This window comes from Sodalis sp. RH24, from assembly GCF_047324145.1.
GTDB lineage: Bacteria > Pseudomonadota > Gammaproteobacteria > Enterobacterales > Enterobacteriaceae > Acerihabitans.
Genome location: NZ_CP178729.1, coordinates 495,826 through 521,119 on the forward strand (window position 1 = coordinate 495,826; position 25,294 = coordinate 521,119).

The 25,294-nt window shown below is 57.7% G+C and carries 24 protein-coding genes; 8 read left to right on the forward strand and 16 right to left on the reverse strand.

The window, feature by feature from the left end; all coding sequences use genetic code 11:
• Positions 1-169 precede the first annotated feature (169 nt).
• The 7 genes from ACL2XG_RS02205 to ACL2XG_RS02235 all read right to left on the reverse strand — a co-directional run bounded on the left by ACL2XG_RS02205 (position 170) and on the right by ACL2XG_RS02235 (position 7,385).
• Complete coding sequence (locus ACL2XG_RS02205; RefSeq protein WP_410014776.1) at positions 170-1,168, reverse strand: extradiol dioxygenase; 999 nt, start codon at positions 1,166-1,168, stop codon at positions 170-172.
• Positions 1,169-1,237: 69 nt separating this feature from the next.
• A complete protein-coding gene (locus ACL2XG_RS02210) occupies positions 1,238-2,122 on the reverse strand; it encodes a fumarylacetoacetate hydrolase family protein (protein WP_413722988.1) in 885 nt (294 codons plus the stop codon).
• Positions 2,123-2,153: 31 nt separating this feature from the next.
• Entirely contained in the window at positions 2,154-2,570 is a 417-nt protein-coding gene (locus tag ACL2XG_RS02215) for a RidA family protein (protein WP_413722987.1), read from the reverse strand.
• A gap of 43 nt (positions 2,571-2,613) precedes the next feature.
• Positions 2,614-3,597, reverse strand: a complete 984-nt coding sequence (locus ACL2XG_RS02220; RefSeq protein ID WP_413722986.1) for an ABC transporter permease — start codon at positions 3,595-3,597, stop codon at positions 2,614-2,616.
• A gap of 33 nt (positions 3,598-3,630) precedes the next feature.
• Complete coding sequence (locus tag ACL2XG_RS02225) at positions 3,631-5,202, reverse strand: sugar ABC transporter ATP-binding protein (RefSeq protein ID WP_413722985.1); 1,572 nt, start codon at positions 5,200-5,202, stop codon at positions 3,631-3,633.
• A 21-nt stretch (positions 5,203-5,223) separates the two neighbouring features.
• Complete coding sequence (locus ACL2XG_RS02230; RefSeq protein ID WP_410014781.1) at positions 5,224-6,312, reverse strand: substrate-binding domain-containing protein; 1,089 nt, start codon at positions 6,310-6,312, stop codon at positions 5,224-5,226.
• Between the two features lie 170 nt (positions 6,313-6,482).
• Positions 6,483-7,385, reverse strand: a complete 903-nt coding sequence (locus ACL2XG_RS02235; protein ID WP_413723578.1) for an alpha/beta fold hydrolase — start codon at positions 7,383-7,385, stop codon at positions 6,483-6,485.
• Positions 7,386-7,499: 114 nt separating this feature from the next.
• Between ACL2XG_RS02235 and ACL2XG_RS02240 the strand changes: the two genes are divergently transcribed.
• Positions 7,500-8,207, forward strand: coding sequence for a GntR family transcriptional regulator (locus ACL2XG_RS02240; protein ID WP_413722983.1), 708 nt, complete (start codon positions 7,500-7,502; stop codon positions 8,205-8,207).
• Positions 8,208-8,219: 12 nt separating this feature from the next.
• On the opposite strand, the gene ACL2XG_RS02245 is transcribed toward ACL2XG_RS02240, so the two are convergent.
• Entirely contained in the window at positions 8,220-8,831 is a 612-nt protein-coding gene (locus ACL2XG_RS02245) for a WHG domain-containing protein (RefSeq protein WP_413722982.1), read from the reverse strand.
• A gap of 114 nt (positions 8,832-8,945) precedes the next feature.
• Here ACL2XG_RS02245 and ACL2XG_RS02250 point away from each other — a divergent pair, with 114 nt between their 5' ends.
• Positions 8,946-9,326 (forward strand): DUF4267 domain-containing protein, encoded by a 381-nt coding sequence (locus ACL2XG_RS02250; RefSeq protein ID WP_410014785.1) that lies wholly within the window; start codon positions 8,946-8,948, stop codon positions 9,324-9,326.
• Between the two features lie 36 nt (positions 9,327-9,362).
• Here ACL2XG_RS02250 and ACL2XG_RS02255 read toward each other — a convergent pair whose 3' ends face one another.
• From ACL2XG_RS02255 to ACL2XG_RS02270, 4 genes are all read right to left on the reverse strand, one after another.
• A complete protein-coding gene (locus tag ACL2XG_RS02255; protein WP_410014786.1) occupies positions 9,363-10,058 on the reverse strand; it encodes a 4-carboxy-4-hydroxy-2-oxoadipate aldolase/oxaloacetate decarboxylase in 696 nt (231 codons plus the stop codon).
• A gap of 9 nt (positions 10,059-10,067) precedes the next feature.
• A complete protein-coding gene (locus ACL2XG_RS02260; protein WP_413722981.1) occupies positions 10,068-11,093 on the reverse strand; it encodes an amidohydrolase family protein in 1,026 nt (341 codons plus the stop codon).
• The gene (locus tag ACL2XG_RS02265) at positions 11,090-12,370 is read right to left on the reverse strand and encodes an MFS transporter (protein WP_410014788.1); all 1,281 of its coding nucleotides are present in this window, start codon (positions 12,368-12,370) and stop codon (positions 11,090-11,092) included. Before ACL2XG_RS02265 ends, ACL2XG_RS02260 begins: the two co-directional genes overlap by 4 nt.
• A gap of 134 nt (positions 12,371-12,504) precedes the next feature.
• The gene (locus tag ACL2XG_RS02270) at positions 12,505-13,263 is read right to left on the reverse strand and encodes an IclR family transcriptional regulator (RefSeq protein WP_410014789.1); all 759 of its coding nucleotides are present in this window, start codon (positions 13,261-13,263) and stop codon (positions 12,505-12,507) included.
• A gap of 280 nt (positions 13,264-13,543) precedes the next feature.
• Between ACL2XG_RS02270 and ACL2XG_RS02275 the strand changes: the two genes are divergently transcribed.
• Genes ACL2XG_RS02275 through ACL2XG_RS02285 form a run of 3 tightly spaced genes read left to right on the forward strand, consistent with a single transcriptional unit; the run spans position 13,544 to position 16,629 of the window.
• Positions 13,544-14,470, forward strand: a complete 927-nt coding sequence (locus tag ACL2XG_RS02275; protein WP_410014790.1) for a transporter substrate-binding domain-containing protein — start codon at positions 13,544-13,546, stop codon at positions 14,468-14,470.
• A 60-nt stretch (positions 14,471-14,530) separates the two neighbouring features.
• Positions 14,531-15,586, forward strand: a complete 1,056-nt coding sequence (locus ACL2XG_RS02280; protein WP_410014791.1) for a proline racemase family protein — start codon at positions 14,531-14,533, stop codon at positions 15,584-15,586.
• Positions 15,583-16,629, forward strand: coding sequence for a proline racemase family protein (locus ACL2XG_RS02285; RefSeq protein WP_410014792.1), 1,047 nt, complete (start codon positions 15,583-15,585; stop codon positions 16,627-16,629). The genes ACL2XG_RS02280 and ACL2XG_RS02285 overlap by 4 nt, the downstream gene beginning before the upstream one ends.
• A gap of 169 nt (positions 16,630-16,798) precedes the next feature.
• Here the strand turns inward: ACL2XG_RS02285 and ACL2XG_RS02290 are convergent, their stop codons facing one another.
• The 4 genes from ACL2XG_RS02290 to ACL2XG_RS02305 form a co-directional block, all read right to left on the reverse strand.
• On the reverse strand, positions 16,799-18,382 hold the full coding sequence (locus ACL2XG_RS02290; protein ID WP_413722980.1) for an aldehyde dehydrogenase (NADP(+)): 1,584 nt from the start codon (positions 18,380-18,382) through the stop codon (positions 16,799-16,801).
• Positions 18,383-18,444: 62 nt separating this feature from the next.
• Positions 18,445-19,917 (reverse strand): aldehyde dehydrogenase, encoded by a 1,473-nt coding sequence (locus tag ACL2XG_RS02295; protein WP_410014794.1) that lies wholly within the window; start codon positions 19,915-19,917, stop codon positions 18,445-18,447.
• 19 nt (positions 19,918-19,936) lie between these two features.
• Entirely contained in the window at positions 19,937-20,728 is a 792-nt protein-coding gene (locus tag ACL2XG_RS02300) for an amino acid ABC transporter ATP-binding protein (RefSeq protein WP_413722979.1), read from the reverse strand.
• Between the two features lie 2 nt (positions 20,729-20,730).
• Positions 20,731-21,669 (reverse strand): amino acid ABC transporter permease, encoded by a 939-nt coding sequence (locus tag ACL2XG_RS02305; protein WP_410014796.1) that lies wholly within the window; start codon positions 21,667-21,669, stop codon positions 20,731-20,733.
• Positions 21,670-21,810: 141 nt separating this feature from the next.
• Between ACL2XG_RS02305 and ACL2XG_RS02310 the strand changes: the two genes are divergently transcribed.
• The 3 genes from ACL2XG_RS02310 (at position 21,811) to ACL2XG_RS02320 (ending at position 25,282) form a co-directional block, all read left to right on the forward strand.
• Positions 21,811-23,031 (forward strand): D-arabinono-1,4-lactone oxidase, encoded by a 1,221-nt coding sequence (locus tag ACL2XG_RS02310; protein WP_413722978.1) that lies wholly within the window; start codon positions 21,811-21,813, stop codon positions 23,029-23,031.
• 84 nt (positions 23,032-23,115) lie between these two features.
• Entirely contained in the window at positions 23,116-24,231 is a 1,116-nt protein-coding gene (locus ACL2XG_RS02315; RefSeq protein WP_410014798.1) for a mandelate racemase/muconate lactonizing enzyme family protein, read from the forward strand.
• Complete coding sequence (locus tag ACL2XG_RS02320) at positions 24,221-25,282, forward strand: proline racemase family protein (RefSeq protein ID WP_410014799.1); 1,062 nt, start codon at positions 24,221-24,223, stop codon at positions 25,280-25,282. Before ACL2XG_RS02315 ends, ACL2XG_RS02320 begins: the two co-directional genes overlap by 11 nt.
• Positions 25,283-25,294 lie beyond the last annotated feature (12 nt).

Below are 25,294 nucleotides of genomic sequence, written 5' to 3' on the forward strand. Positions count from 1 at the left end.
TGAAGTACGCATTTATCTTTAAATAAAACAATAATCGGCAGTATTTAAAATAAGGCTTGGCCGCAGGCTGAATAAAATATTCCCATGGCCTTATGACCAGATTAATTAATTTAAATGTAGCTTACGCAGGAAATTCCTTTTCCCGATGATAAATGTGTATGAAATAAGTTTATTGTTGACCGGGGTAAGTTAAATAACTCATTCCCGTTATCCATTCCGGTACGGATTCATATGCAACGTAGTCAGGGCGCGCGCCTTTCATCGCCCCCATCAGCGCCACCCAGTTGAGCGCCTCATGGCCGCCGTGTCCGCCGCGCTCCTCCACTTCCTCATAGGTCAGCGCGCGCATATATTCCACATCACCCGCGGCAAAGCGCTCCAGCATTTCCCTATCCCATTCTTCATTGACCAGCGGATGGCTATTACCGAGCGGCCATTCCATTTTGCTCATCATATCTATTTCATATTGGGCGAAATCGGTATACAGCGTCGGGTCGTCAATCAGCGCTTCCTTACCGATGGTCTGATACACCTTCATGCGCTGCAGCAGCTTATCATCTTCCGGCGCGCCTTCAGTCCATACCGGCGGCCAGTGCGAAAGCCCGCCTGTCGCCAGAAAATGAATACGATAGTCATCAGGCAATGTGTCAATGATTTCGCGGACTTTTAACCCCAGATCGTAAGCCCGTGAATACGGCATAAGCGGCGGAGAGAAGACGTTGATATAGACTGGCACCACTGGAATATTGAATTCCGGGTTGATGAAGACCAGGGGCATCATCAGATTATTGCCATATTCAATCGCGCCCATGCGTGTTGCGTCAAACCCGCCATGAATCAATTTTTCAAGCAACGTTTGCGCAATGCCGGCATTACTGGCAATGCTGTGCTGAGTAGTGAATTTCAGCGCTTCCATCATATATTCCGCCGGCCCGATATTCGCGTCACTGACTGGAACGCCCAGGGTCGGCATTAAGTTGCGGAAATTGTTTTCAAAATGATCGTCTAAAAACGCAATAATCAGATTTGGTTTGGTATCGTCGATACAGTGTTTCAACCGCGCATGTATGGCGGCCAGGCGTTTTCGCTGCTCGGGGGAGGGCGCGTCTGCCCAGCCAAGCGCACCGGGAACATGGGACATACTGATGGCACTGACAATCTTAGCCATATCATAACCTCGTTATCTGAATAGGTGATATTTCAACGTGAACGCCTGAGAAAATGTATTATCTGCAAATCAAATAATCGTATTGGTTAATTCGCCGATCTCCTTCATTGCCACCGTCACTTTATCTCCCTTTTTTAAATATCTAGGCGGCGTAAAACCTATTCCAACACCAGCAGGCGTACCGGTGGCGATAATATCGCCCGGCAGCAGCGTAATGTTTTGTCCAATGGTCTTGATTAGGGTCGCAACGTCAAAGATAAGATCCGCAATGGCGGCCTCCTGGCGTTTTTCGCCGTTGACGGTACAGGCTATTGTCTGGGAACCGGGTTCGCCAAACTCATCGGCAGTCACCAGGACCGGGCCCATCGGGCAGAATCCGTCAATGCCCTTGCCGAGCAGCCACTGGCTATGCTGTTTTTGCAGATGACGCGAGGTGAGGTCGTTGACCAGCGTGTAGCCGAAGACATAAGACATGGGATCGTCGCTCTGCGTCACGCGTCCTTTTTTGCCCAGCACCACGGCTAACTCGGCTTCGTAATCGAGGGTATGGAAGGGATCGAGCGTACTGTCTACCTCGTCGCCGGGGCCACTGACCGAGGTGGAGGGTTTGCTGAAGATAATAGGATGCGCGGGAACATTTCCCGCCGCGGCGCTCGAATCAAACCCGCTGTTTGCAAACTCTTGCGCATGGGCCGAGTAATTTTTGCCGACGCAAAAAATATTGCGCCGGGTACAGGGAATCGGCGCCAGTAAACGCACGTCTTCCTGCGCCAGGCCATCCTCATCGGGACTTTCACTGTAGCGTTGCAGCCTGTCGGCAAATGTCGCATAGCAGTCAATCAGCACATTCATATCATTGGTAGCAACAATATCAGTGACATCGACTACTTTTCCGGCAGTGTTAATTACGCCGATTTTTTTCTCGCCGGAAAGCAGATACGTAACCAGTTTCATATTTTACCTTACAATAAAAACGCTATATTAATTAATCGCGCGCGCGGGCCACGGCTTCCACTTCAATGAGGAATTCTTCTTTAACCAGCCGGTCCACTACCAGCAGCGTATTCGGCGCATAATTTGGCGTGGCGAAAAGTGTTGGAAACAGTTCTTTCCGGTTTTTCATAAAAGCGTCAATATGCTGGGATGCCACCAGATAGGTATTAAATTTCACCACATCATTGTAATCGCAGCCTACCGCTGCCAGCACCGCGCCCAAATTGTTAAACACCTGCGCAAACTGCGCGTCAAAATCGTTTTTGCCTACCACGCCGCCATCGGAACCTACTGAAAGTTGGCCGGAGATATAATAAAGGTCTCCCGCGCTCACTTTGGTCAGGTTAGAATAGAGTCCTTGCGCGGGGCTGGCGTTTTCCGGATTGATGTATTGCACCTTATCGGACACGGTAATACTCCTCGATGATAATAGGAATGAAGCCAATATAATGTTAATGCGAATCATGGCGGCGGAAACGATCGAGAATAACGGCGAAAATAATGACGACACCCACGGCGAGCGTCTGGTAATAGGCGGATACGCCTACCATGTTCATCACGTTTGATAGCAGCGTTAATACCACCACACCGGTAATCACCTGCCGAAGATTGCCTGCGCCGCCGGTCAGCGCCACGCCCCCGAGAACGACCGCCGCCAGGGACTGCAGCGTCAGGTTCGCCGCCGCGATGGGCTGGGCGGAGCTGGTCCAGGCGGTTAAGATGATGGCTCCCGTTCCGGCGCAGAAACCGCTGACCATATAGACCAGGACCGTATTCCATTTTACGTTGATTCCCGATTTGGACGCCGCGGACACATTGGAGCCCATGGCATAGACATAGCGGCCGAACAGCGTGTATTTGAGCAATACGCCAATCATGATGGTCAAGGCGATGGCAATCCATACCATGACGGGAAGCCCTAATAATGTGCCATAGCCCACGGCTTCGATATATGAGGCGGGAACGTCGTAAATGGGCACGCCGCCCGACAATATTAAAGCGAATGCCTGAGCGACGGACAGCATCCCCAGGGTAATCACCAGGGGGGAGGTATTAAAAACCGCGATAAGGATGCCTGACGCGGCGCCGGTTAACGTGCCGACCAGCAGCATGGCGACCAGGCCCGCGGGGACGCCGAACTGATTCATGATCATCACGCCCGCGACGCCTGCGAGGGACATGGCAGAAGAAAGCGACAGATCCAGTCCTCCCCTTATTACGGCCACGGCCTGGCCAAGTGAGATAATAAGCAGAGGGGCCAGTTGGCAGGCCAGATTTATCCCGTTACTGACGGACATAAATCTCGGCTGGATAAAGCCCGCGATGACGGCGGTTAACACAATCAACAGGGGAAGCATCCAGTCCGAAAGCGAAAACCGTCTGGTTTTCACGCTTTTTCCCGACGCCAGGAGCCCCGCTTCTCTGCTTGTACTCATGATGCAAACTCCTGCTTCATCATTACGTAAAGGTTAATGATCTGGCTGGTCGTGACCGGCCTGGCCGACAACGTCTGCGATAATCGACGCTTTGTCATGTTCGTCAGGGTTGCGGTATGCCGTGACGATACTGCCGTGGAACATTGTCCACACCGTGTCGCACAGCGCCATCGTTTCGGCCAGATCGCTTGATAACATCAGCACCGATACCCCGGTCGAGGCCAGCGCGCGAATGCGCTGATGGATTTCATGTTTGGCCGCGATATCGACGCCGGCGGTGGGTTCTTCCAGTACCAGCACTTTTCCGGCGCTGGCCATGGCCCGGGCGAGCAGAACCTTCTGCTGGTTGCCGCCGCTGAGGCTGGTAAGCGGGTCATGCTTATCAGCGTATTTCACGCCGCAGGCTTGCAGCAGTTGGTCCGCCATGGATTCTGCCCGGCCAATACGGATAAATCCGCTGCGAGCGAACCGTTTTAACTGGGTCATCATCAAGTTTTCCGCGATGGACAGGGACGGATACACGCCATTGGCCGCCCTGCCGGCAGGCAGCCAGGAAACCCCTTTTTTCAGCGCCTCGGACACGTTTGCGGGCCGCCACGCATAACCCTCTAATTTGAAGCTGAGGGGGGCGTCGCCTGGCATGGGCAGGAAGCCGACCAGGTTATGCAGCAAGGCCTCGCCTCCGCAGCCGACCACCCCATAGATGCCAACCACTTCGCCGCGACCGACAGAAAAAACCCGGGTTCCGCCGCTGCTGACCGGCAGGTTTTCCACGTCGAGCAGGGGCGGGAAGCGCAGGTTGCCTTTGTCATTCATTTCGTGGCTGCCGGGCGCCTTGCCCGTAAGGCGCGAAACAATGACATCAGCATCCACATCGCCGCCGACGGGGAATGAGTCCACGACTTGTCCATTGCGCATAATAGTGACCCTGTCACTGACCGCGATCACATCATCAATATGATGAGTCACTAAAACCGAGGCCAGACCCGCTGCCCGCAGTTTTTCCAGCACCCGGAAAAAGCGTTCCTTCTCGACGGCGCCCAGCATGGCCGTCGGCTCGTCGAAGATAATCACCCGCGGCTGGGACAGTAACGATTTCCCGATTTCGATAAGCTGCTGTATGGCTACCGGGAAAGCGCTTACCGACCGTTCCATATCAATGTCGGCCAGCCCAAGCTGGGCCAGGACTTCCTGCACCCGGGCGACTTCCCGGGCTTTGCGGATAAACGAAAACACCGTTTTGCCTTTCTCCGCGCCCAGCCACAGGTTGGCGCGGACCGACAGGCTCGGCGCCAGGGACAGTTCCTGATACACCATCACTATGCCGGCATGGCGCGCTTCACGGGAACTGCTGAACGAGACTTGCCGTTCGCCATACCAGATCGCGCCTTCGTCTGCTGGATATAATCCGCTGATGATCTTGCCGATAGTTGACTTGCCGGCCCCGTTCTCGCCCAGCACGCAGTGGATCTCCCCGGCCTGGAATTGGATGGAAACCTGGTTCAGCGCCTGCGTGGCGCCAAACCGCTTGGACAAGCCGCTGATCCGCAGCAGCGGCGAGCTTCCCTGACTTAGCGCCTTACCCGTTACCTGTTCTGTCGACATCGTTGTTACCTCGTACCAGGCTTACTGCATTGCAGGCACTTTCCATTCAGCCGGCGCGATTTCATAGGTTTCAAAGGGATGTGTCGCCACGTTGCTCTTGTCCAGCACCTTATTCGGCACATTGTAATGGGCGTAATTCAGTCCATCGGTACCTGCCGGCGCCAGGTTAGGCAGCGGTTTTCCCGCCATGGCGCGGATGGCGTACTGAACAATCAGGCGACCCATGATGATGCCCGGCTCGGATACCACGGCCAGCATTTTCCCGTCTTCTATCATCGGCACGGCCCTTTTAACCATGGCCGAGCTCACGACGGACGCCTGCCGGTGCTGCTGGCGGATAGCCTGGACCGCCCCCATGCCCAGCGTAATCTGCGGGGTATAGATAAAATTGACCTCAGGGTTGCGTAGCATCAGGTCGGAGGCCTTGGCCAGACCTTCCTGCAGATCGATGCCGCCGCCAAATCCCGTTTCAACCACGGAAACGGGCGTTGCGCATTTACCTGCCTGCGCCTTGAAACCTTCATAACGAAGGCGTACCCATTCGGCCCCGGCGGGTCCTGGGATCATTGCGACATTTTTCGGCGTGACCGGGGATTTACAGACGGCGTCCGCCATAAGTTTGCCGATATAGGTATCATCCTGCAGAACGCCGAAGTCGATATTTTTACTGTCCACGGGGATGCCGACCGATGCGACCTTCATGCCGCCCGCTTTGAGGGATTTAATGATGGGGTCAAAACCGTTGAAGGCGGCCGGGGCCAACACCGCCACGTCGGCGCCGATGCTTTTCAACGCCTCCAACTGGGCAAACTGTTCACGCACATTGCCGTATGCGCCGGCCACCGACACCTGGACCACGTCCACGCCGGAGCGTTTGGCTTCATCGGTAATGCCGTAAATAATGCCTTTATAAAAATCATCGTTCAGATGGACTACGGTCACCCCCAGCTTGAACGGCTTTTCCGCTTTAAGCGCGGGAATCAACCCGACTAATCTGTCTTCCTCTGCTTTTACCGGGGTAGTCATAAAGGCTGATAGCGCCGTTGATGCCAGAATATAGGAAAAGAATAAAGGGGACGTGCGTTTTTTAAAGTGAGAAAGCCAATTCATTATAATTTCCTCGTTGTAATACCGCGACAGGACAGAAAACATCATTCCCTGTGAAAGGGTGTTTTGTAGTGAAAAGCCGACTTATTATCGGACCGTCATTAAGCATTGCGGCGATGCGTTATCGCCACGCACATCGCTTTATTCTTGTCATCTCGGGCGCAGCGATGGAATTACTGAAACAGTTGATGCGCTGCCGCCATAAAGGCTCTGGTTCTTTCAAATGCCACAGAGTGAGAGCATTCACTCAGGATGTGTAAATCGGCATATTTAATCTTTGCTGATAAATATTCAGAGGTACTTTTGGGAAAAGGAATATCATCGCGCCCGTGCAGCATGACGACCGGGCAGTTAATCGCGGACAACACCTCATCACCCAGGGTGGTCATTTCGACATAACGCTGCGGTTCGCCGGTAAACATGGCATTGAAATATTCGGCATAACCGGGCGCAAACACGACCGGCTCTCTTGCCTTGATATAGTTGTCATCAATGATCGATTGATCATGAATAAGCGTACCCAGAGTGGCGATCAGTTCGTCCCGGTTTTGCGGACACCGCCAGATGCGCTGAGTCGCGGCCGTGGCAAGGAAGGGCGCGCCGATAGCGCCGGTGGTCAGCACTGCCGACACCCGCTTGTCGGAAGACGCCAGTGACAGTGCGATGGCAGCGGACAGCGAATGGCCGATGATGCCGATCTCGGCCGAGCCGATGTAATCCAGCATCGCTTTAGCCTGGCGAATCCACAGGGGGAAATCGAAGTAGGGTGGTTCCGCCTTGCGATCGCTGATGCCAAAACCGATAAGATCCATGGCGAAGATGTGATAGTCATGGCCCAGCGGCTCCAGCACGCGGCTCCAGTTGCCTAAACTGGAGGCGCCAGGGCCGGAACCATGAATCAGCATCAGCGGCTTGCCTTTCCCTGCGTGATAATAGCCTGCCTGCATGCCTTCAAATTCAATGGACGCCTTATTCAGTGGAACATTCATGCTGACTCCTGGCTGACACCGGTGGGGGTGAAATTGATAATACGCGGCAAAAAACTTTTTTAAAGCAAAAAATGGATTTTTTGGCATATTATAAGTTTTATGTATGAATATCCTTTTAATTTTGGCTATGTTATTATGGGAATTAATTAGCAGAGCAAGCTTTTAACTATTTGAAAAATAAGAATCCACTGGAGAAGGAAAATGAAGGTTCTCAAAGAGGGAAGGTCGCTAAATGAGACGATTTATTCTCATGTCCGGGGCTTGATTCTTACCGGGCAGCTTCTGCCGGGGAATAAACTTAAGATTTCCGAACTTGCCCAGCGGTTTGATGTGAGCATGAATGTCATACGCGAGGCCCTGAGCCGCCTGGCGGGCGAATTGCTGGTGGACGTTGCGCCGCAGCAAGGATTCAGCGTGCGTGGGCTGAATGCGGGCGAGCTTATCGATTTAACGGAACAGCGGATTACGTTGGAAGGGATTGCCTTGCGCAAGTCGATCGCCAGCGGGGATATTGAGTGGCAGGCGCGCCTTATCGCCGCTAATCACCGCCTGGTCCATACTCCCCAGACCTTACCTGAGTCGCCGGACAAATTTAATCCTGAATGGCATACGCGCCATGAGGTGTTCAATTTTATCATGATGGAAAACTGCGGCAGCAAATGGCTATTTTTGATGGTCAAACAGCTTGCCGAGGCGTTTTCAATTTATCAGCGGGTGCTTTTACCGGTTTCAACAGAGCAGGGGGAACGCAACAGCGATCACAATGAACTGTTGCAGGCAATATTAGACGGCAACGCGGACCGTGCCGTGTCTATTTTGTCTGAACATCTGAACCATACCCGCGATGTGATGCTAAGCGCGCTGGGCACCGCCGTTCGTGCCGAGCGCAGTACCTCTGCTTCCCACTGACAGGCGGCGGGATTATGCGGGTCCCGGCTGTTCGCCGGGGTCGGGAGCATCGTTGCGGGACGCGAGCAGCGCCCGCACGGCGAGCAGGATGCGTTCAACCCGCGCGCCGGGCCTGATTCGACCTGAACGCTCGAGTTCGGCGAGGCCATGCAGGGTCGCCCAAAACGTCTCGGTCATGACCTCTGCGTCGGCGCAAAACGGCGTGACCACCGTCGCGATGGCGTCGAAAGCAGCCCGCAGTTCCGGCCTGGTATCCGCCTCGGCGAACCGCAGAGGGGTCGGGAGGACAAACATGGCCTCGTAGAGCGCGGGCCAGCGGAAGGCAAAGCCGAGATAAGCCATGGCGACATTCTCCAGGGCGTTCCGCTGTCCGTCCGATTCACGCGCCGCGGCACGAAGCGCCGCGGTGATCTCTTGGAAACCCTCGATCGCCACAGCGGCAACAATCGCATCCCGGTTCTCGAAATGTGAATAAAGCACGGGCTGGCTGTATTCTATCTCTTGTGCCAGGCGGCGGATGGTCACCGCATTCCATCCTTCGCGCTCTGCGATCGCGCGCGCTGCCGCAATAATGCGGGATTCGCGTTCCGCCCGCTGCCTGCCTTTCCGCTCGGCGATACTCATGCTTTTATCTCCCGGACCACCCTAGCCGTCATTGCCGGTTATTATACGATGGCTTGATAATCTAGCAATGATAGATTATATTCTATTGCTATATTATCACCCTGGGACACTCAAATGCATTGGCTAACGTTCGGACTGGCGCTGTTCCTGGCACTCGCGATTATCGCGATTGGCAGCCTCTATATGGTGAACCCCACCGCCGCGACCCGCAGTTTCGGCCTGCCGCTGCCGGAAAGCGGCGTCAACATTCCATGGTGGCTGCGCCTGAAGGGCGTGCGCGACCTGACGACGGGATTCATGGTACTGGCGTTCATGGCGTGGGATACCCCGCGCGGCGTCGGCCTTATCCTGTTGGTGGGCGCCCTTATTCCGGTCGGCGACATGCTGCTTATTCTCGCCGCGAAAGGCTCCGCCAAAAGCGCCTTCGGCATCCATCTGCCTACGGCCGCGCTTATGGTCTTAACGGCCATGCTGATGCTGCCGGGGGGACGCTGAGAGGGTTCATACGCTTTCCGGCCATCCCTATGGGCGTTAATCGATATACTTTAACCCGGCCTGCTCCAGCATATCGCGCATATGATACATATCCAGGCCCAGCTCGCCCTTAGCGAAACGCTCGCGCTTCGCCTGTTCGTTATCTTCGCGTTGCTGCGCCGCGTCGGCCGTTTGCCGGGCGAGGTCGCGCGGCACCACCACCACGCCGTCGTCATCGGCGACGATCACATCGCCGGGATTGACCAGCGCGCCGGCGCAAATCACCGGCACATTGACTGAGCCCAGGGTGGCGCGGGCGGTGCCTTTGGCGCTGATGACGCGGGAGAATACCGGGAACCCCATGTCGCGCAGGGCGCCGACATCGCGTACCCCCGCCTCGCTCACCAGGCCGGCGGCGCCGCGGGCGCGGTAAGAGGTGGCCAGCAGTTCGCCGAACATGCCGTCGCCGTTTTCCACGGTACAGGCCACCACCACGATATCGCCTTGCCGGATCTGCTCTGCGGCGACATGCAGCATCAGGTTATCGCCGGGCTGGGCCAGCACGGTCACCGCGTTGCCGCATAACCGGGCGCCGGCAAAGGCCGGGCGGATGTGGGGTCGCATAAGGCCGGTGCGGCCCATGGCCTCATGCAGCGTGGCCACGCCAAAATCCCCCAGCCGTCTGACCAGGGCCGGATCGGTCCGCTCGATGTTGCGTTTGACTATACCTAATGCATTGATTCGGGTATGCATACTGCCTCCTTAACGGCCCTGGGCCTTAAGTCGTTGATCGAGAAGAGGATAGACGCGGCGTGCATTGCCCTCGAATATCAGTTGGCGTTCAGCGTCGTCAAGCCGGGCGCATTCAATATAACGGCGGGTATCGTCAAACGCGAACCCGGTTTGCGGGTCGATACCCCTGACCGCGCCGATCATTTCCGAGGCGAACAGCACATTCCTGACGGGGATCACGCTGGTAAGCAGGTCGATGCCCGGCTGATGGTAGACGCAGGTATCGAAGAAAATATTGTTCAGCAGCTTTTCCTCGATATCGTCGATGCGCATCGCCTGCGCCAGTCCACGGTAGCGGCCCCAGTGGTAGGGCACGGCGCCGCCGCCGTGGGGAATAATAAAGCGCAGCCGGGGGAAATCGGTAAACAGATCCGAGGCCAGGCACTGCATAAAGGCCGTGGTGTCGGCGTTCAGGTAATGGGCGCCGGTGGTGTGAAACGCCGGGTTGCAACTGGTGCTGACGTGGATCATCGCCGGCAGATCATATTCCTGCATTTTTTCGTAAATCGGATACCAATATCGATCGGACAAGGGCGGCGACGTCCAGTGGCCGCCGGAGGGGTCCGGATTAAGATTGATGGCGACGAAACCGTACTCCCGCACGCAGCGATCCATTTCCGCCAGGCATGAGCGGGTGTCGACGCCCGGCGACTGCGGCAGCATGGCGGCGCCGGCGAAAAAGGCCGGATACAGCGCGCTGACCCGATAGCATAATTCATTGCAGATCCCGGCCCACGCCGCGCTGGTGGCGGCGTTGCCGATATGGTGGGCCATAAAGCTGGCGCGCGGCGAAAAAAGGGTTACGTCGATACCGCGCTCGCGCATTTTTTGCAGTTGGTTCTGCTCGATGCTTGCCCTGATTTGCTCATCGGTGATACGCAAATCGGCGGCGCTGATGCCGGAAGCGGGGTCGGTCAGGGCGGCCACCTGGCGCTTGCGCCAGTCCTCAAGGGCATCCGGCGCGGTAGTGTAGTGCCCGTGGATATCGATAATCATTGCATTTTTGCCCTCTCGGCGGTGTGGTTTTCAGCCATGACGATATGACCCAGATCGCGCCCCCGGGTTTCCGGCAGCATCATGGCGGCAAGCACCACGATGACATAGGACGCGCAGGCGCATATGCCCATGGCCGGTCCCAAATCCATATTGATGCTCAGTAATCCCACCATGGTCGGCATCACCGCGCCCAGGGCGCGGCCGGCGTTACCGCACAGGCCCTGCGCCGAACCGCGCACCCGGGTGGGGAACAGTTCGGCGATAAAGGCGCCGGTGCCTGCGGCGGTGCCCGATTGCAGCGTGCCGAGCACAAATCCCAGCAGCAGGGTGATGGTCAGGTTGATCGGCGCCAGCGTATAGACCCCTACCGCCACGGCCTGGCAGCAGGCGATGATCATAAAGGTTTTACGCCTGCCGAACGCATCGGCCATCCAGCCATTAAGGAAGGCGCCGGCGAACGACCCGAGGATATTGATGGCCAGATAGCCGCCGACGTTGTTAATCGACAGATGCAGCACCAATTTCAGGTAAGCCGGCAGCCAGGTAATCATCACGTAATTGCCGCCGTAAATACCAAAGGTCAGCAGAATGGCCTTCAGGGTGGTGGCGCGATAAGGGGAGGAAAAAACATCCCAAATACTGTTGGACTGATCCTGGACGTCGGCATGTTCTTTTTTATACAGCGGCGCTTCCTGGATATTGCGCCGGATCCACAATACCAGCAGCGCGGGCAGCAGTCCCAGGGCAAACAGGATGCGCCAGGCGGTATCGGCGGGAAAAGAATTAAAGATAATGGTCGAAATAATAACGGTAATACCGTAGCCGATGGCCCAGCCCGCCTGCAGCGCGCCGACCACGCGCCCGCGCACCCGGGCGTTGATGGTCTCGCTGATAAGCACCGCCCCGACCGCCCACTCGCCGCCAAAACCGATGCCCTGCAGGCCGCGGGTGATCATCAGCTGCCAGAAGGAATCGGTAAATGCCGACAGGAACGTAAAGAGGGAAAACCAGGCGATGGTCACCTGCAGGATCCGCACCCGGCCATAGCGATCGGATAAAATACCGGCAATCCAGCCGCCCAGCGCCGCCATGATCAGCACGGTGGTGCCCAGGATGCCCGCCTGTCCTTTGGTCATGCCCCACAGGGCGATAAGCGTCGGGATGGACAGGGCATACATCTGCGTATCCATGGCGTCCAGCCCCCAGCCGCTGAAGCAGGCCCAGAAGGTGCGTTTTTCGATTTTGTTAAGCGATGTGAACCATTGAAACATCATCATGTCCCCTTTATGCCTTCGCCACCGGCGTTATAAACCGTCTCCCCGGTATTGAAAGGGCTTTTACAGGCAATATCGTTTCACTTATCGACAGCATGGGATTCGTTTTGCGCCGAACTCCAAACGATGAGCACGTATTAAACAGCTATCTCTTTTGCATGCAGCAGCGGTCGCGCGTCGCCGCCCAGCCGTTCCGTCGCGCGGGCGGCAATCTCCAGCAGGATGGGGCGATACCGCGCCATCAACGCCATGTCCAGCCGGCTGATGGGCGCCACGATGCCCAGCGCGCCGATAAGCCGCTGGCCGGGGCCGAATACCGGCGCGGAAATCCCGGCGGTTTCCTCGTCGCGCTCGCCGTGCGACGCGTAGGTATGGGCCCGGCGCACCTGTTCGTAGATGTCGCCGGGCTCCCCGGAAAAGGCCAGCAGGATCCTGCCGCCGGCACCGCGCTCCAGGGATTGCACATCGCCCTGCTGTACGTTTACGCGCACGGCAAATTGCGAATTAATCCGAAACAGGCACAAGCGGTGATCCCCTTCCCGGATATGAAAAGACACGGTTTCGCCAAGTTGTTCATTAAGCTCACGCATTAACGGCAGCAGCACATCGCTGAGATTCAGGTGGGCTAAGTAATGGTTTCCCAGGCTGAAGGTGGCGGAGCCGAGGCCGTAACGGCCATCCTCCAGGCGGATCATCATCCGGTGATGGCAAAGCGCCGCCGCCAGCCTGAGCACCGTGCTTTTATACAAGCCGGTGCGCCTGGCGAGTTCGGTCAGGGTTAACGACCGATCTTCTTGCCTGAAGGCGAACAGCAGCGCCATCGCCCGATCGATCACATCGACGCCGCTGGGGGTTACGCCCAGGGGTTGGGGATTTGTCCCCTCTGTTCGCGCCATAATATTGCCTCGTGTTCTGTCTGATAGAACTAGATATCATCTAATAGAACAACTATAGACAGCGCAGGGGATAATTTCTGTGTGTTTCATCACAGGTTAATAAGGGGAGGGGAGGCGGGGTGTGCCGGCAAAAGGCCACTTAGCCAGGCCGCAGCAAAGCGGATAATCCTGGCGCCGATCATGGCGACGGGGAAAGGGATTGACACAAAATCGTAACATGCTATCGTCTATCGGTAATATATAACACCTTACAGATAACAACTGACTGAGGAGAAGGGTAATGCGCTTTCGAAAAACTATCGGCGTGGCATGGGTCGGTTCCGCGCTGATGCTGTGTGCCGCCTCAACATATGCATATGCGGCGCCCGCCAACAGCATGCCCACCGGTGAGGAGGGCGGCATTGCGGCTGTGCCCGAGATTGTCGCGCTGGTGCCCGAGGCGATAAAAAAACGCGGGGTGCTCCGCGTCGCCACCATGACAAAATACCAGCCTTTTTCTTTTGTCGCCAACGGGAAAACTGTCGGCATGATCCCGGAGATGGTTAGCGCTGTCGCCCAAACGATGGGGCTGAAAGCGGAGATCCAGGGTATGGATTTCCCCGCGATTCTGTTAGGGCTGCAGGCACAGAAATACGATATCGGCATGGGCGAGTTTTTCGTGCGCAAAGACCGTGTCGAAGTTGCCGACTTTGTCACCGAATGGAGTAATTTCGATGCGTTCGTGGTGAATAAAGGCAGCAAATATATGCCTGAAAGCATCGCGGATGTCTGCGGGCATAAGATAGCGATCCTGGGGGGGTCTTCCGGCGTTCCCGCCATGGAAACCGGCAAGGCGCGCTGTGCGGATGAAGGCAAACCGGCGCCTCAGGTCAGCGTCTTTCCGCAAATGGCGGATGCCGTGCTTGCGCTCGCCAGCAAACGCGTCGAGGCGGTGCTGACCGGCCGCGAAGTGGGGTTAACCCTGGTGGCGTCGGGACAGCCTTTTGTGCCTACAGGCCGTGTGGGCGGTGGTCCCTGCGCCACGGCCGTGGCGCGCAATGAGTCAAGCGCGGGGTTGCTGCAAGCCCTGCAGGCCGCCTATGTGCACCTGATCGCGTCGGGAAAATATGCGCAAATCCATAAGCGGTGGGGCACGGATTACGGCATGATCACTGATCCCACTATCTATAAACAAGGCGACGCCCTGCCGGCTTATACCATCGAGTAAAGGTTATCCAACGCTCTGATAGGTAGATATTATCGCTTCTTTTATTCCCCAGGAGACCTGATGCATTCAAGATCTCACTATTCTGTTGTTGATATGCACGCCGCCGGAGCGCAAGCGCGGGTTGTGATCGGCGGCGTCCCGCAAGCCAAGGGCAATACCATGAATGAAAAGCGGCTGTACTTGGCTGCTCACTATGATCATGTGCGCAAGCTGCTGATGTATGAACCCCGCGGCGGTTCACAGATGAGCGGAAGCCTGATTATGGCGCCCTGCGATCCGCGCGCCGATGTGGGTATTGTGTTTATCGAAAGCGGCGGCTGGCTGACCATGTGCGGCGCAGGCACCATCGGCGCGGCGACCGCGTTGATCGAGACCGGCATGTTTAAAGCGGCCGGCGCACGCGCGCAGATCGTATTTGACACGCCGGCCGGTCTGGTGACGGCGCATATTGCTCTTAAAGACGGCGCGGTCCAGGGCGTCTCGCTCTCTAATGTGCCGTCATACCTCGCGGTCAAGGACCACCAGATCGATGTGCCCGGACAGGGTCGTGTCGATGTCGATATTGCCTATGGCGGCAATTTTTACGTCATTGTCCCCGCTGACCGCTTCGATCTGGCGTTGGTCCCGGCCTGTGCGGAACGGCTGGTGTTGATTGGCCGGCAAGTACGGGAAAGCACTAACGCCACACTCGCCGTCAGGCATCCATTGGAAACGGGGGCGACGCCGATCCCCAACGTGATTTTCACCGGGCCTGGCTCGCATCCCGGCACCCATCGAAATCTGGTGTTGTTTGGTGAAGCCGGTGTCGATCGTTCTCCCGGCGGGACGGGGACATCGGCGCGCATGGCGCAGCTGTATGCGCGGGGTGCGTTGGCATTGGATGAAACCTTTGTCCATGAAAGCATTATCGGCTCCCGTTTCACCGGCAAGCTGACCGGCGTACACATCGTGGCTGGAAAAGAAATGGTGCTACCTCTTATCACAGGGCGGGCGTTTGTTATTGGCCTGCGCAACTTTTTTGTCGATCCGGAGGATCCGTTCCAGGAGGGATTTGGGGTCGGCTATGCGGCGGATGCGAAGCGTCCCGTTTTTTCAGACGGTAAGGATCACATATGAAGTCAAGCGTCCAGTATTCCGTGATTGATGCCCATAGCGCCGGCGCGCCCGCACGGGTGGTTATCGGCGGCGTCGCGCCCGTTCCCGGCGCGCGTATCAGCGAAAAGCGCGCCTATCTGATGGAGCATCACGACGCCATCAGGAAGCTACTCATGTATGAACCGCGCGGGAGTTCGGAAATGTGCGGCAGCATCTTGATGCAGCCCTGCGATCCACGGGCCGACATTGGCATCGTCTTTATCGAAACCGGCGGGTGGCCGTTAATGTGCGGCGCGGGAACCATCGGCGCCGCAACGGTGATGGTGGAAAACGGGTATGTCGAGGTGACCGAACCCCTTTCGCGCATCTCTTTTGATACCCCCGCCGGCCTGGTCACCGCGGAAGTCGAGGTTGCTAATGGCGTGGTGAAAGGGGTCACCATCCAAAACGTCGCCTCTTATATGGTGGCCCCAGACCAGGTGGTGGACTTGCCGGCGCGCGGTCCCGTTACCCTGGATATCGTCTTCGGCGGGAATTACTATGCGCTGGTCGCCGCATCAAGTTTGGGGCTGGCGGTGCAACCGGCGTATGCGGAGCAACTGGTGAGCGCGGGTCGCGCCATTCGCGATAGCGTCAATCGCGATCTGCATATCATCGATCCCGCCACCGGCAAGGCTTGCCACGTGCCGATGGTGATATTCACCGAAGAGCAAAACAGCGCCGGCAGCTACCGTAACCTGGTGTTTTTCGGCGAAGCAGGCGTTGACCGATCTCCCGGCGGCACGGGAACGTCGGCGCGCATGGCCCAGCGCTTTTATCGCCGCCAGCAGGGGCTAGGCGACAGGTTCCGGCACGAAAGCATTATCGGTTCAGTCTTTGAGGGTACTTTCGAGGAGACGACGAAGCTGACTCCCCATGTCGAAGCCATTATCCCGAAAATACGCGGCCGCGCCCATATTATTGCGCAATCGACCTTCCTGCTTGATCCCGAAGACCCTTTTGCCGAGGGTTTCGGCGTCGGCTACGGCAGCGATGCGTTGCCGCCGGCAAACCGGACCGCCTAGGAATGGATGTACAGGAATAGCGGTGCCCTGCCACGCGGCAAACGCACCCATGCCAGCGCCTGTTACGCCAAAGCGTATCGGTTATCAAAAAAAACGCCCCGAAGATCATTTGGCCTTCGGGGCGCAGCGCACCGTGATAAGCGTTATCTTTTCTTACGTCGCCACCTGATTACGCACGGATTTTTTCGCGCGTGTAAACGCCGTTGACCAAACGCGAAAGATTCAGCGGGTTGTCATCTTTTAGCGCATCGGGCAGTAATTCCTGCGGATAATCCTGATAGCAGACCGGGCGCAGGAAACGATCGATTGCCAGCGTGCCCACCGAGGTACCGCGGGCATCGGAGGTCGCCGGCCAGGGGCCGCCGTGTACCATGGCGTCACAGACTTCGACGCCGGTGGGATAAGCATTTAACAGCAGGCGGCCGGCTTTGCGTTCCAGTAAAGGAACCAGATGGGCAAAATGGCGCAAATCTTCCGTTTCCGCCACCAGCGTCGCGGTCAACTGCCCCCGCAGCCCCGTCAGGGCCCGCGTCAGCTCGGCCTGGTCCGCCACGGCGACGGCGATGGTCACCGGCCCGAAAACCTCTTCCTGCAACAGTGGATCGCCTGTGGTCAACAAACCGGATTGCGCCTGGAACAGCTGGGGCACCGCCTGCATACCCTGCTGCGGCTCCCCGGCGAGATGGGTGATGCCCTGGTGTTGATGTAATTGCGCGAGTCCGTGTTCATAGCTGGCGAGTACGCCGCGGTTGAGCATGGTTTGCGGCGGGCTGCGCCGGATATTTTGCCGCATCATCTGCAAAAAAGCGCTGAAGTCAGGCGAAGATATACCGATTATCAACCCTGGATTGGTGCAAAATTGCCCGCAGCCGGCGACCACGGAAGCCGTCAGCTCACGGGCGATCCCCTCGCCGCGCGCCGCCAGCGCGCCGGGCAGCAGGATCATCGGGTTAATGCTGCTCATTTCGGCAAACACGGGGATCGGATCGGGGCGCGCGGCGGCCAGATCATATAACGCGCGGCCGCCTTTCAGCGAACCGGTAAACCCCACCGCCTGAATAGCCGGATGCCGCACCAGGACTTGTCCGATATCGCCGCCATAAATCATATTGAACACTCCGGCAGGCATGCCGGTTTGCCGGGCGGCGAGCACGATGGCGTTAGCCACGCAATCGGCGGTGCCCATATGGCCATTATGCGCTTTCATGACTACCGGACAGCCCGCCGCCAGGGCGGAGGCGGTATCGCCGCCGGCGGTGGAGAAGGCGAGGGGAAAGTTACTGGCGCCGAACACCGCCACCGGCCCGATGCCCCGTTTTATCTGACGCACATCGGGGCGCGGCAGCGGGGCGCGCTGCGGTAGCGCGGTATCGATACGGGCGCCAAAGCAATCCCCGCGCCGCAGCACGGAAGCAAACAGCCGCATTTGCCCGCTGGTACGCGCGCGCTCCCCGCGGATACGGCCTTCAGGCAGCGCTGTTTCCCGCATCGCCAGCTGGATAAACTCATCGCCCAGCGCATCCAGCCTATCGGCAATGGCATCGAGAAAAAGGGCGCGGTCACGCGCAGGCGCGCTGTGATAGGCTGGAAAAGCCTGCTCGGCGGCCAGGCAGGCCTGGACGGCTTCCTGCTCCGTGGCTTGATAAAAAGTGTAGGGCAGCGCCTCGCCGGTAAATGCATCATAACTGGCCAGCGTGACGCTATTTTGCCGGCTGCGTTCACCGCGGATAAAGTTTTCACCCAGAATTTGCATAGCGGAACCTTGATACGTGTTGAAAATAAGATCAGCGCCGGCGGACGGTGCCGCGTTCAGCGTCAACTGAGGGTTACCCAGATGGTTTTCATTTGGGTGTATTGATCAAAGGCTTCGAATCCTTTGTCATAGCCGCCGAATCCCGAGGTTTTGAGGCCGCCAAACGGCGTGGTGATATCGCCTTCACCGTAACCGTTAACCGCCACGGTGCCGGCCTGTATTTGACGCGCCATGCGCACGGCGATGTTGATGTCATTGGAAAATACCGTAGCCGCCAGGCCATAAGCGGAGTCATTGGCGATTTTTACCGCCTGTTCCTCGCTGTCGAAAGTGAGGATCGCCACCACCGGACCGAAGATTTCGTCCCGGGCCAAGGCCATATCCGGCGTGACGCCATCAATAATCGTGGCTTCGACAAACCAGCCGCCGCTATCCTGCCGCACCTGGCTACCGCCGTGCAGCACAGTGGCGCCTTGCTGTTGGGCCTGCGCGATGGCGCTCAATACCCGCGCCAGCGCGTCAGGCTCGATCAGTGGCCCCAGCCTGGTGGCGCGGTCGGTGGGGTCGCCGGTTTTCCATACCTGCGCGGCCCGGATAAAAGCCTTCATAAAGGGTTCTTTAATGGCGGAGTGCACCAGGATGCGCGAACCGCAGGTGCAGTTTTGCCCCATATTCCAGAATGCCGCATTGGCCAGGTTTTCGGCGATGGCGTCCAGGTCTTCCGCCATATCCGCCATGACGATCTGCGGGCTTTTGCCGCCGCATTCCAGCACCACTTTCTTCAGGTTGCTGTCGGCGGCGTAGCGCAGGAACTGCCGGCCGATTTCTGTTGAGCCGGTGAAGGTCAGCGCATCGACATCGTTATGCAGCCCTAAGGCTTTACCGGCGATATGGCCTAAGCCGGGCACCACGTTGAATACGCCTGCGGGGATGCCCGCTTCCCGCGCCAGCCCGGCGATACGTATCGTCGACAGCGAGGCCAGTTCCGCCGGCTTGATCACCAGCGAGTTGCCAGCCGCCAGCGCCGGCGAAATTTTCCATGACAAGGTGGCGGCAGGGAAGTTCCACGGCAATACCATGCCGACCACGCCCACCGGTTCACGAATAATCAGGCCAAGGTTGCCCGCGCCGGTGGGCGATATCTTGCCGAAGACCTTATCGATGGCTTCGGCATACCAGCGAATGTTGTTGACCACATCGGGTAGGTCGAAATTTTCGCAATCCGCCAACGGCTTGCCGGCATCCAGCGAATCCAGCAGGGCTAACTCGGCGGCATGTTGTTCGATAAGATTGGCAAAAGTATGCAGGATGCGCTTACGCTCGCGCGGCTCCATGCGGCTCCATTCACCGCGCTCAAAGGCGGCGCGGGCGGCCTTAACCGCTTTATCAACGTCGGCGGCGGAGCAGGCGGCAATCTGGTTGAGCAGTTTACCGGTCGCGGGATTAAAGTTATCGAAGACCCGCTGGTGTTCAGCGTCGACATATTCGCCGTTGATAAAAGCGCGGGTCCGTACAGTGTCAGGTAAAGCAATCATATGCACTCCAGAAGGGATGTTATAGCACTTTGCCAAGAAAGGCTTTGGCGCGTTCATTTTTGGTATGGCTGAAAAATTCAGTCGGGTTGCCTTGCTCTACCACCACGCCGTTGTCCATGAAGACCACCTGGTCGGAAACTTCGCGGGCGAAACCAAGCTCATGGGTCACGACGATCATGGTCATGCCCTCGTCGGCCAGTTCGCGCATGACGCTCAGCACTTCGCCGACCAGTTCGGGATCGAGGGCGCTGGTCGGCTCGTCAAACAGCATCAATTTGGGCTTCATCGCCAGCGCGCGGGCAATGGCGACGCGCTGCTGCTGGCCGCCGGAGAGCGTACGGGGATAGGCATTGGCCTTACCGGTCAGCCCCACCTTGGACAGCATCACCATCGCCTGTTCGACGGCGTGTGATTTACGGATTTTTTTGACGTGCATCGGCGCTTCAATGATGTTTTCCATTACCGTCATATGGGGGAACAGGTTAAAGCTCTGGAAAACCATGCCGATATCGGCCCGTTGCCGGGCCACTTCGGACTTTTTCATCTCATAAAGCTTGCCGTTGTGTTCGCGATAGCCGACCGTTTCGCCGCCGACCTGCAATAACCCCTTTTCAATACGCTCAAGATGGTTCATGCAGCGTAGAAATGTGCTTTTACCCGATCCGGAAGGTCCGAGGATGCAGCATACGTTGCCGTATTCGACGGTCAGGTCAATGCCCTTGAGCACCGGCAGATGGCCATATGATTTCTCGACGCCGCGCGCCACTACCGCAAAGTGGTGTCCGTGCGGGGAAGATGGGGAAAAAGGCATAGTCAGGCATTCCTTACTGTGTGATCGTCAAGTTTCTCGTCCGCCGGCGCTGGCAGCGCCTGGGAATGATGATCGCTTTTGGAAAAATGCTTCTCGGTATAGTGCTGCAGCACGCAAAGAACAGAGGTGAGCACCAGATACCATAGCGAGGCCACAATCAGCAGCGGGATGGTCTGGAAGTTCGCGGTATAGATGAGCTGCGCGGAGTAGAGCAATTCCTGCAGGGCGATCACGCTGACGAGGGAAGTGGTCTTGAGCATGCCGATCAGCTGGTTGCCGGTTGGCGGAATGATAATGCGCATCGCCTGCGGCAGGATGATTTTCACCATCACGCGAAAGCTTGACATGCCCAGCGCTTCCGCCGCTTCCCGTTGTCCGCCAGGCACTGAATTCAAGCCCGCCCGCACGATCTCGGACATATAGGCTCCTTCATTCAGCCCCAGGCCAAGCAGCGCCGCGGCATAGACCGTAATGTACTGATTGGCGTCAAAGGTGCCTAGATTGGGCCCGAACGGAAAACCAATGGTAATCTCCGGATAAAGCGCGGACAGGTTGTACCAAAATATCAGTTGCACCAGCAGCGGCGTGCCGCGAAACATCCATAAATAGATAAAGGAGATACTGTTGAGCACCGGATTTTTTGACATGCGCATCAGGGCGAGCAGCGTACCTAATACCACGCCGATGCTCATGGCGGCGAGTGTCAGCCAGACGGTTGCCATCAGGCCAGAGAGAATCGAAGCATCGAAAAGGTATTGGGAAACCACCTGCCATTGATAACGCGGATTGGTGATAAGTGAAACGATCAACCCCGCCGCCACAATGATAAGAAGTCCCGCCGCAATCCACCGCCCATGATATTTCAACGGCACCACGGGCATGCTCTGATGTTCTCCGATGTCTCCCACTACCTGCCGATTTAACAATTGTGTCTGTGTCACTTTCGTTCCCCTAAACATACTTGAAACTCGCTATGGATGTATGTGAGACTTTGCGGTAATCGATAACCGGTAGCCGTTTACATAATGTTAGTTTAGTTTTTATCCGTCAAGTTCAATCGCGCAAAAATGGGAGTGATGACGATGTCTCAATTCAAATGGACCAACTGGGGTGGCAATCAAACCTTCACCGTGGACAACTGTTTCCGGCCGGCAAGCGAAGAGGAGGCAATCGCAGGCATTCGCCAGGCGGTAAGCCAAGGACAGCCTGTGCGGGTTGCCGGCAGTGGCCACTCATTTACGCCTATCGTTCGCACGGGTGGTTTATTGCTCGATCTCAGCGCGCTGAGCGGCGTCATCGCCATCGATAAGGGGCATCAACAGGCGCAGGTCGCGGCGGGTTCCTCCATTGCCGCCCTCGGCGAACCGCTGTGGTCCGCGGGACTGTCGCTTGAAAACCAGGGGGATATCGACGTGCAATCCATCGCCGGCGCCGTCGCCACCGGCACCAAAGGTTCGGGCACCGCTTTTGGGTCGCTGTCATCAAAGGTGGTCAGCCTGCGTATCGTCAATGGGCTCGGGGAGGTGGTGGATATCGATGGTGAAACCGCTGATTATCTGCGCGCAGGCCAGGTTTCGCTCGGTTTGCTCGGGCCGGTGGTGCGCGTCGGTTTACAACTGGTCCCAGCCTACCGGCTAAAAGAGGAAAATATCATTCTGCCCATGTCGGAGGTGCTGCGCCAGTGGGATTACCTGCTCGGCGCATACCGGCATTTTTCTTTTTGGTGGATGCCCAGCGCGCATTCCGCCCAGATGTACCAACTGGGCGAGGTGCCGGCCGATCACTGCTTTGTCAAACTGCTGCGGGAAGTGTCCGCCGATGGACCCGACCTCCCTCAGGGCGCAATGAATCGGCGCACGGATCGGGCGTATCGCATCTATCCCGATGGCACTACCGATGCGCAATTCCATGAACTGGAGTACATGGTGGACGCCGCCGATGCGCGGGAGGCGGTCGAACGCATGCAATATCTGATGCGCAGCGGATTTCCCCATGAGATCTCGCCGCTGCAGGTCCGCTGGCAGAAAGCCGATACCGGCTATATTTCGCCGCAGAGCGGCCGTGACAGCACGTCCATCTCCGTTTCAGGCGCCATAGGCAGCAATTATTTTCCCTTCTTGCAGGCGGTGGATCAGACTTTGCGACCGCTTTCGGCCCGGCCGCACTGGGGCAAGCTGCACTTTCTCGACCGCCGGCGGGTGAGCGAACTTTACCCCGATTACTCGCGTTTTATACAAATTCGCCGGCAGATGGACCCGCTCGATCTGTTTTTGAATCCGCATTTTGCCGAGCTGTTTGCATAACGCCGTGTTTGAAAAAGCGCATTGACAGACTTAACGTTGAATGTAATATATTACCCATAACCAATCACTATAAGTGAGAGCACAATGAAGATCGCGGCAATTGAAGTTTACGGCTATCAACTGACCTACGCCCATGGCGAATACGTGATGTCCCAAGGCCGCGCCGCTCAGCGACAGGCATCCACGCTGGTGCGGATTATTACCAATGAGGGGCTGGAAGGCTGGGGGGAAAGCTGCACCCTCGGCGGCACCTATCTGCCGGATTTCGCCGAAGGGACGCGCGCGGGAATTTGCCTTATGGCGCCCGCGCTGCTGGGGCTGGACCCCACCAACCTGGCGGTCATCCATCAACGCATGAATGCCTGCCTGCTGGGTCAAAACAGCGCCAAAAGCGCCATCGATATAGCCTGTTGGGATGTGTTGGGCAAAATGGCGAACCTGCCGATCGCCACGCTGCTGGGCGGCGTGACCCAGCCGGATTTTCCTTTATATGAAGCGGTGCCCCTATCATCCCCCGGCGACATGGCCGCCTTTGTGCGCATGCGCGGGGAGGCGGGCATCAGCCGTTTTCAACTAAAAGTGGGCAACGATCCTTTCGATGATGCCGCGCGGACCCGCAGCGTCGTGGAAGCCTGTCGCGATGATGTGACGATCGTCGCCGACGCCAACGGCGGCTGGAATCTGCAGTCGGCGGCGATCGCGGTGCGGGAACTGGCCGGCCTGAATATTTTTATCGAGCAACCCTGCCGCGATACCGCCGATTGCGCGCTGGTGCAGCGCATGAGTTCGCTGCCGCTGGTGATGGACGAATCGGTGATCAATGCCGCGGAGCTGTACCGGGCGAAATACGACGCGGGCGCAGTCTCGGTCAATATCAAGCTGGCGCGGGTAGGCGGCATCACCGGCGCGGTGCGTATGCGTGACCAGGCGCAGGATTTAGGCATGACGGTTTGTATTGAGGATGTCTGGGGCGGCGATGTGACCACCGCCGCAGTAGCGCACGTTGCCGCCAGTACCCGCGCGGATGCGCTGATGCACGCCTCCTTTTTCAACGACTGGACGCTTGAGCATGTCGCCGGTTATGCCCCGCGCTCCGTGCGGGGACGGGGCAAAGCGCCCACCGCGCCCGGATTAGGGATCGCCGTTGATGCCCGGTCATTAGGCGCGCCGCTGTTCCGGGTGGAAAACCATGGCCGATAACCGCGCCTTGCCGCAAAGCGCCATCGATTGGCTTAGCCGCCGGGATCGGCAGGTGATATTCGCGGTGGATTCGCACACCGGCGGCAATCCGACGCGCATCGTGCTCTCGGGTATTGATTTGCCCGCGCAGGCGGCAACCGTTGACGGCGCGCGGCGCTGGCTGCGCGACCGGGCCGACCACTGGCGGCGCCGTCTAGTGCACGAGCCGCGCGGCGGCGGGCTCACCTGCGCCGTAGTGCCGATTATGTCGCAGGAAGATGGCTGCGATATCGGGGCGGTGATCCTGGAACCCGGTTCGTACCCGCCGATGTGCGGACACTGCATGATTGGCTTCGCCTCGGTGATAGTCGAGCTGAATCTTTTGCCCAATCTGTGGCGCGAGCGCGCGGACAGCACGTCATTTCGCATTCGCACGCCAGCGGGGCCGGTTGGCGTGACGGCCAGGCGTGAGGGCGAAAAATTCACGACCGTAACGCTTACCAACGTTGAATCTTTTGTGGTCGGCCGGGGGGAATGCCGGCTGGAAGGCCGTCTGGTTCAGGTCGAGCTGCTTTATGGCGGCGATTATTATATTTCTGTGGCCGCCGAGAGCATCGGCCTGTCGCTCGATCGCGACAACGCCACTGAAATTGTCCGCCTGGCCCGGCTGCTGCGCGAGGCCTATACCAGGGAAGGCGTCACCGATCCGCTTACCGGCGCGGCGCTGGATGTCTATCAGGTATTGTTTTACCGCTGCGATCCCGCGCAACACCTGCGGGCGAAAATCGTGGTGGTGGCGCCGCCGGGCGTTATAGACCGTTCTCCTTGCGGTACCGGGACCAGCGCGCTGTTCGCCAAACTGGTCACCGAAGGCAAGGTCCGGCCGCAGGATACCGTCACCACGCAGAGCATTATCGGTTCCACTTTTACGGTAACGGCTGCGCAGGTGCGCGGCGCCGGCCCGCGTACGTTTATTACGCCGGCGCTGACCGGGCGTGCCTATATCAACGGCTTTCTGACTATTGCGGCGGACTCGGAAGACGAGCTCGCCGATGGTTTTCCGCCCCTCTGACTTTTATCAATG

What these genes read in the sequence shown, in the direction of transcription:
- ACL2XG_RS02205 (WP_410014776.1), bottom strand. Translation starts at nt 1,168, where the DNA reads ATGGCTAAGATTGTCAGTGCCATCAGTATGTCCCATGTTCCCGGTGCG.
- ACL2XG_RS02210 (WP_413722988.1), bottom strand. Translation starts at nt 2,122, where the DNA reads ATGAAACTGGTTACGTATCTGCTTTCCGGCGAGAAAAAAATCGGCGTA.
- ACL2XG_RS02220 (WP_413722986.1), bottom strand. Translation starts at nt 3,597, where the DNA reads ATGAGTACAAGCAGAGAAGCGGGGCTCCTGGCGTCGGGAAAAAGCGTG.
- ACL2XG_RS02225 (WP_413722985.1), bottom strand. Translation starts at nt 5,202, where the DNA reads ATGTCGACAGAACAGGTAACGGGTAAGGCGCTAAGTCAGGGAAGCTCG.
- ACL2XG_RS02230 (WP_410014781.1), bottom strand. Translation starts at nt 6,312, where the DNA reads ATGAATTGGCTTTCTCACTTTAAAAAACGCACGTCCCCTTTATTCTTT.
- ACL2XG_RS02235 (WP_413723578.1), bottom strand. Translation starts at nt 7,385, where the DNA reads ATGCCAAAAAATCCATTTTTTGCTTTAAAAAAGTTTTTTGCCGCGTAT.
- ACL2XG_RS02240 (WP_413722983.1), top strand. Translation starts at nt 7,500, where the DNA reads ATGAAGGTTCTCAAAGAGGGAAGGTCGCTAAATGAGACGATTTATTCT.
- ACL2XG_RS02245 (WP_413722982.1), bottom strand. Translation starts at nt 8,831, where the DNA reads ATGAGTATCGCCGAGCGGAAAGGCAGGCAGCGGGCGGAACGCGAATCC.
- ACL2XG_RS02250 (WP_410014785.1), top strand. Translation starts at nt 8,946, where the DNA reads ATGCATTGGCTAACGTTCGGACTGGCGCTGTTCCTGGCACTCGCGATT.
- ACL2XG_RS02255 (WP_410014786.1), bottom strand. Translation starts at nt 10,058, where the DNA reads ATGCATACCCGAATCAATGCATTAGGTATAGTCAAACGCAACATCGAG.
- ACL2XG_RS02260 (WP_413722981.1), bottom strand. Translation starts at nt 11,093, where the DNA reads ATGATTATCGATATCCACGGGCACTACACTACCGCGCCGGATGCCCTT.
- ACL2XG_RS02265 (WP_410014788.1), bottom strand. Translation starts at nt 12,370, where the DNA reads ATGATGATGTTTCAATGGTTCACATCGCTTAACAAAATCGAAAAACGC.
- ACL2XG_RS02270 (WP_410014789.1), bottom strand. Translation starts at nt 13,263, where the DNA reads ATGGCGCGAACAGAGGGGACAAATCCCCAACCCCTGGGCGTAACCCCC.
- ACL2XG_RS02275 (WP_410014790.1), top strand. Translation starts at nt 13,544, where the DNA reads ATGCGCTTTCGAAAAACTATCGGCGTGGCATGGGTCGGTTCCGCGCTG.
- ACL2XG_RS02280 (WP_410014791.1), top strand. Translation starts at nt 14,531, where the DNA reads ATGCATTCAAGATCTCACTATTCTGTTGTTGATATGCACGCCGCCGGA.
- ACL2XG_RS02285 (WP_410014792.1), top strand. Translation starts at nt 15,583, where the DNA reads ATGAAGTCAAGCGTCCAGTATTCCGTGATTGATGCCCATAGCGCCGGC.
- ACL2XG_RS02290 (WP_413722980.1), bottom strand. Translation starts at nt 18,382, where the DNA reads ATGCAAATTCTGGGTGAAAACTTTATCCGCGGTGAACGCAGCCGGCAA.
- ACL2XG_RS02295 (WP_410014794.1), bottom strand. Translation starts at nt 19,917, where the DNA reads ATGATTGCTTTACCTGACACTGTACGGACCCGCGCTTTTATCAACGGC.
- ACL2XG_RS02300 (WP_413722979.1), bottom strand. Translation starts at nt 20,728, where the DNA reads ATGCCTTTTTCCCCATCTTCCCCGCACGGACACCACTTTGCGGTAGTG.
- ACL2XG_RS02310 (WP_413722978.1), top strand. Translation starts at nt 21,811, where the DNA reads ATGTCTCAATTCAAATGGACCAACTGGGGTGGCAATCAAACCTTCACC.
- ACL2XG_RS02315 (WP_410014798.1), top strand. Translation starts at nt 23,116, where the DNA reads ATGAAGATCGCGGCAATTGAAGTTTACGGCTATCAACTGACCTACGCC.
- ACL2XG_RS02320 (WP_410014799.1), top strand. Translation starts at nt 24,221, where the DNA reads ATGGCCGATAACCGCGCCTTGCCGCAAAGCGCCATCGATTGGCTTAGC.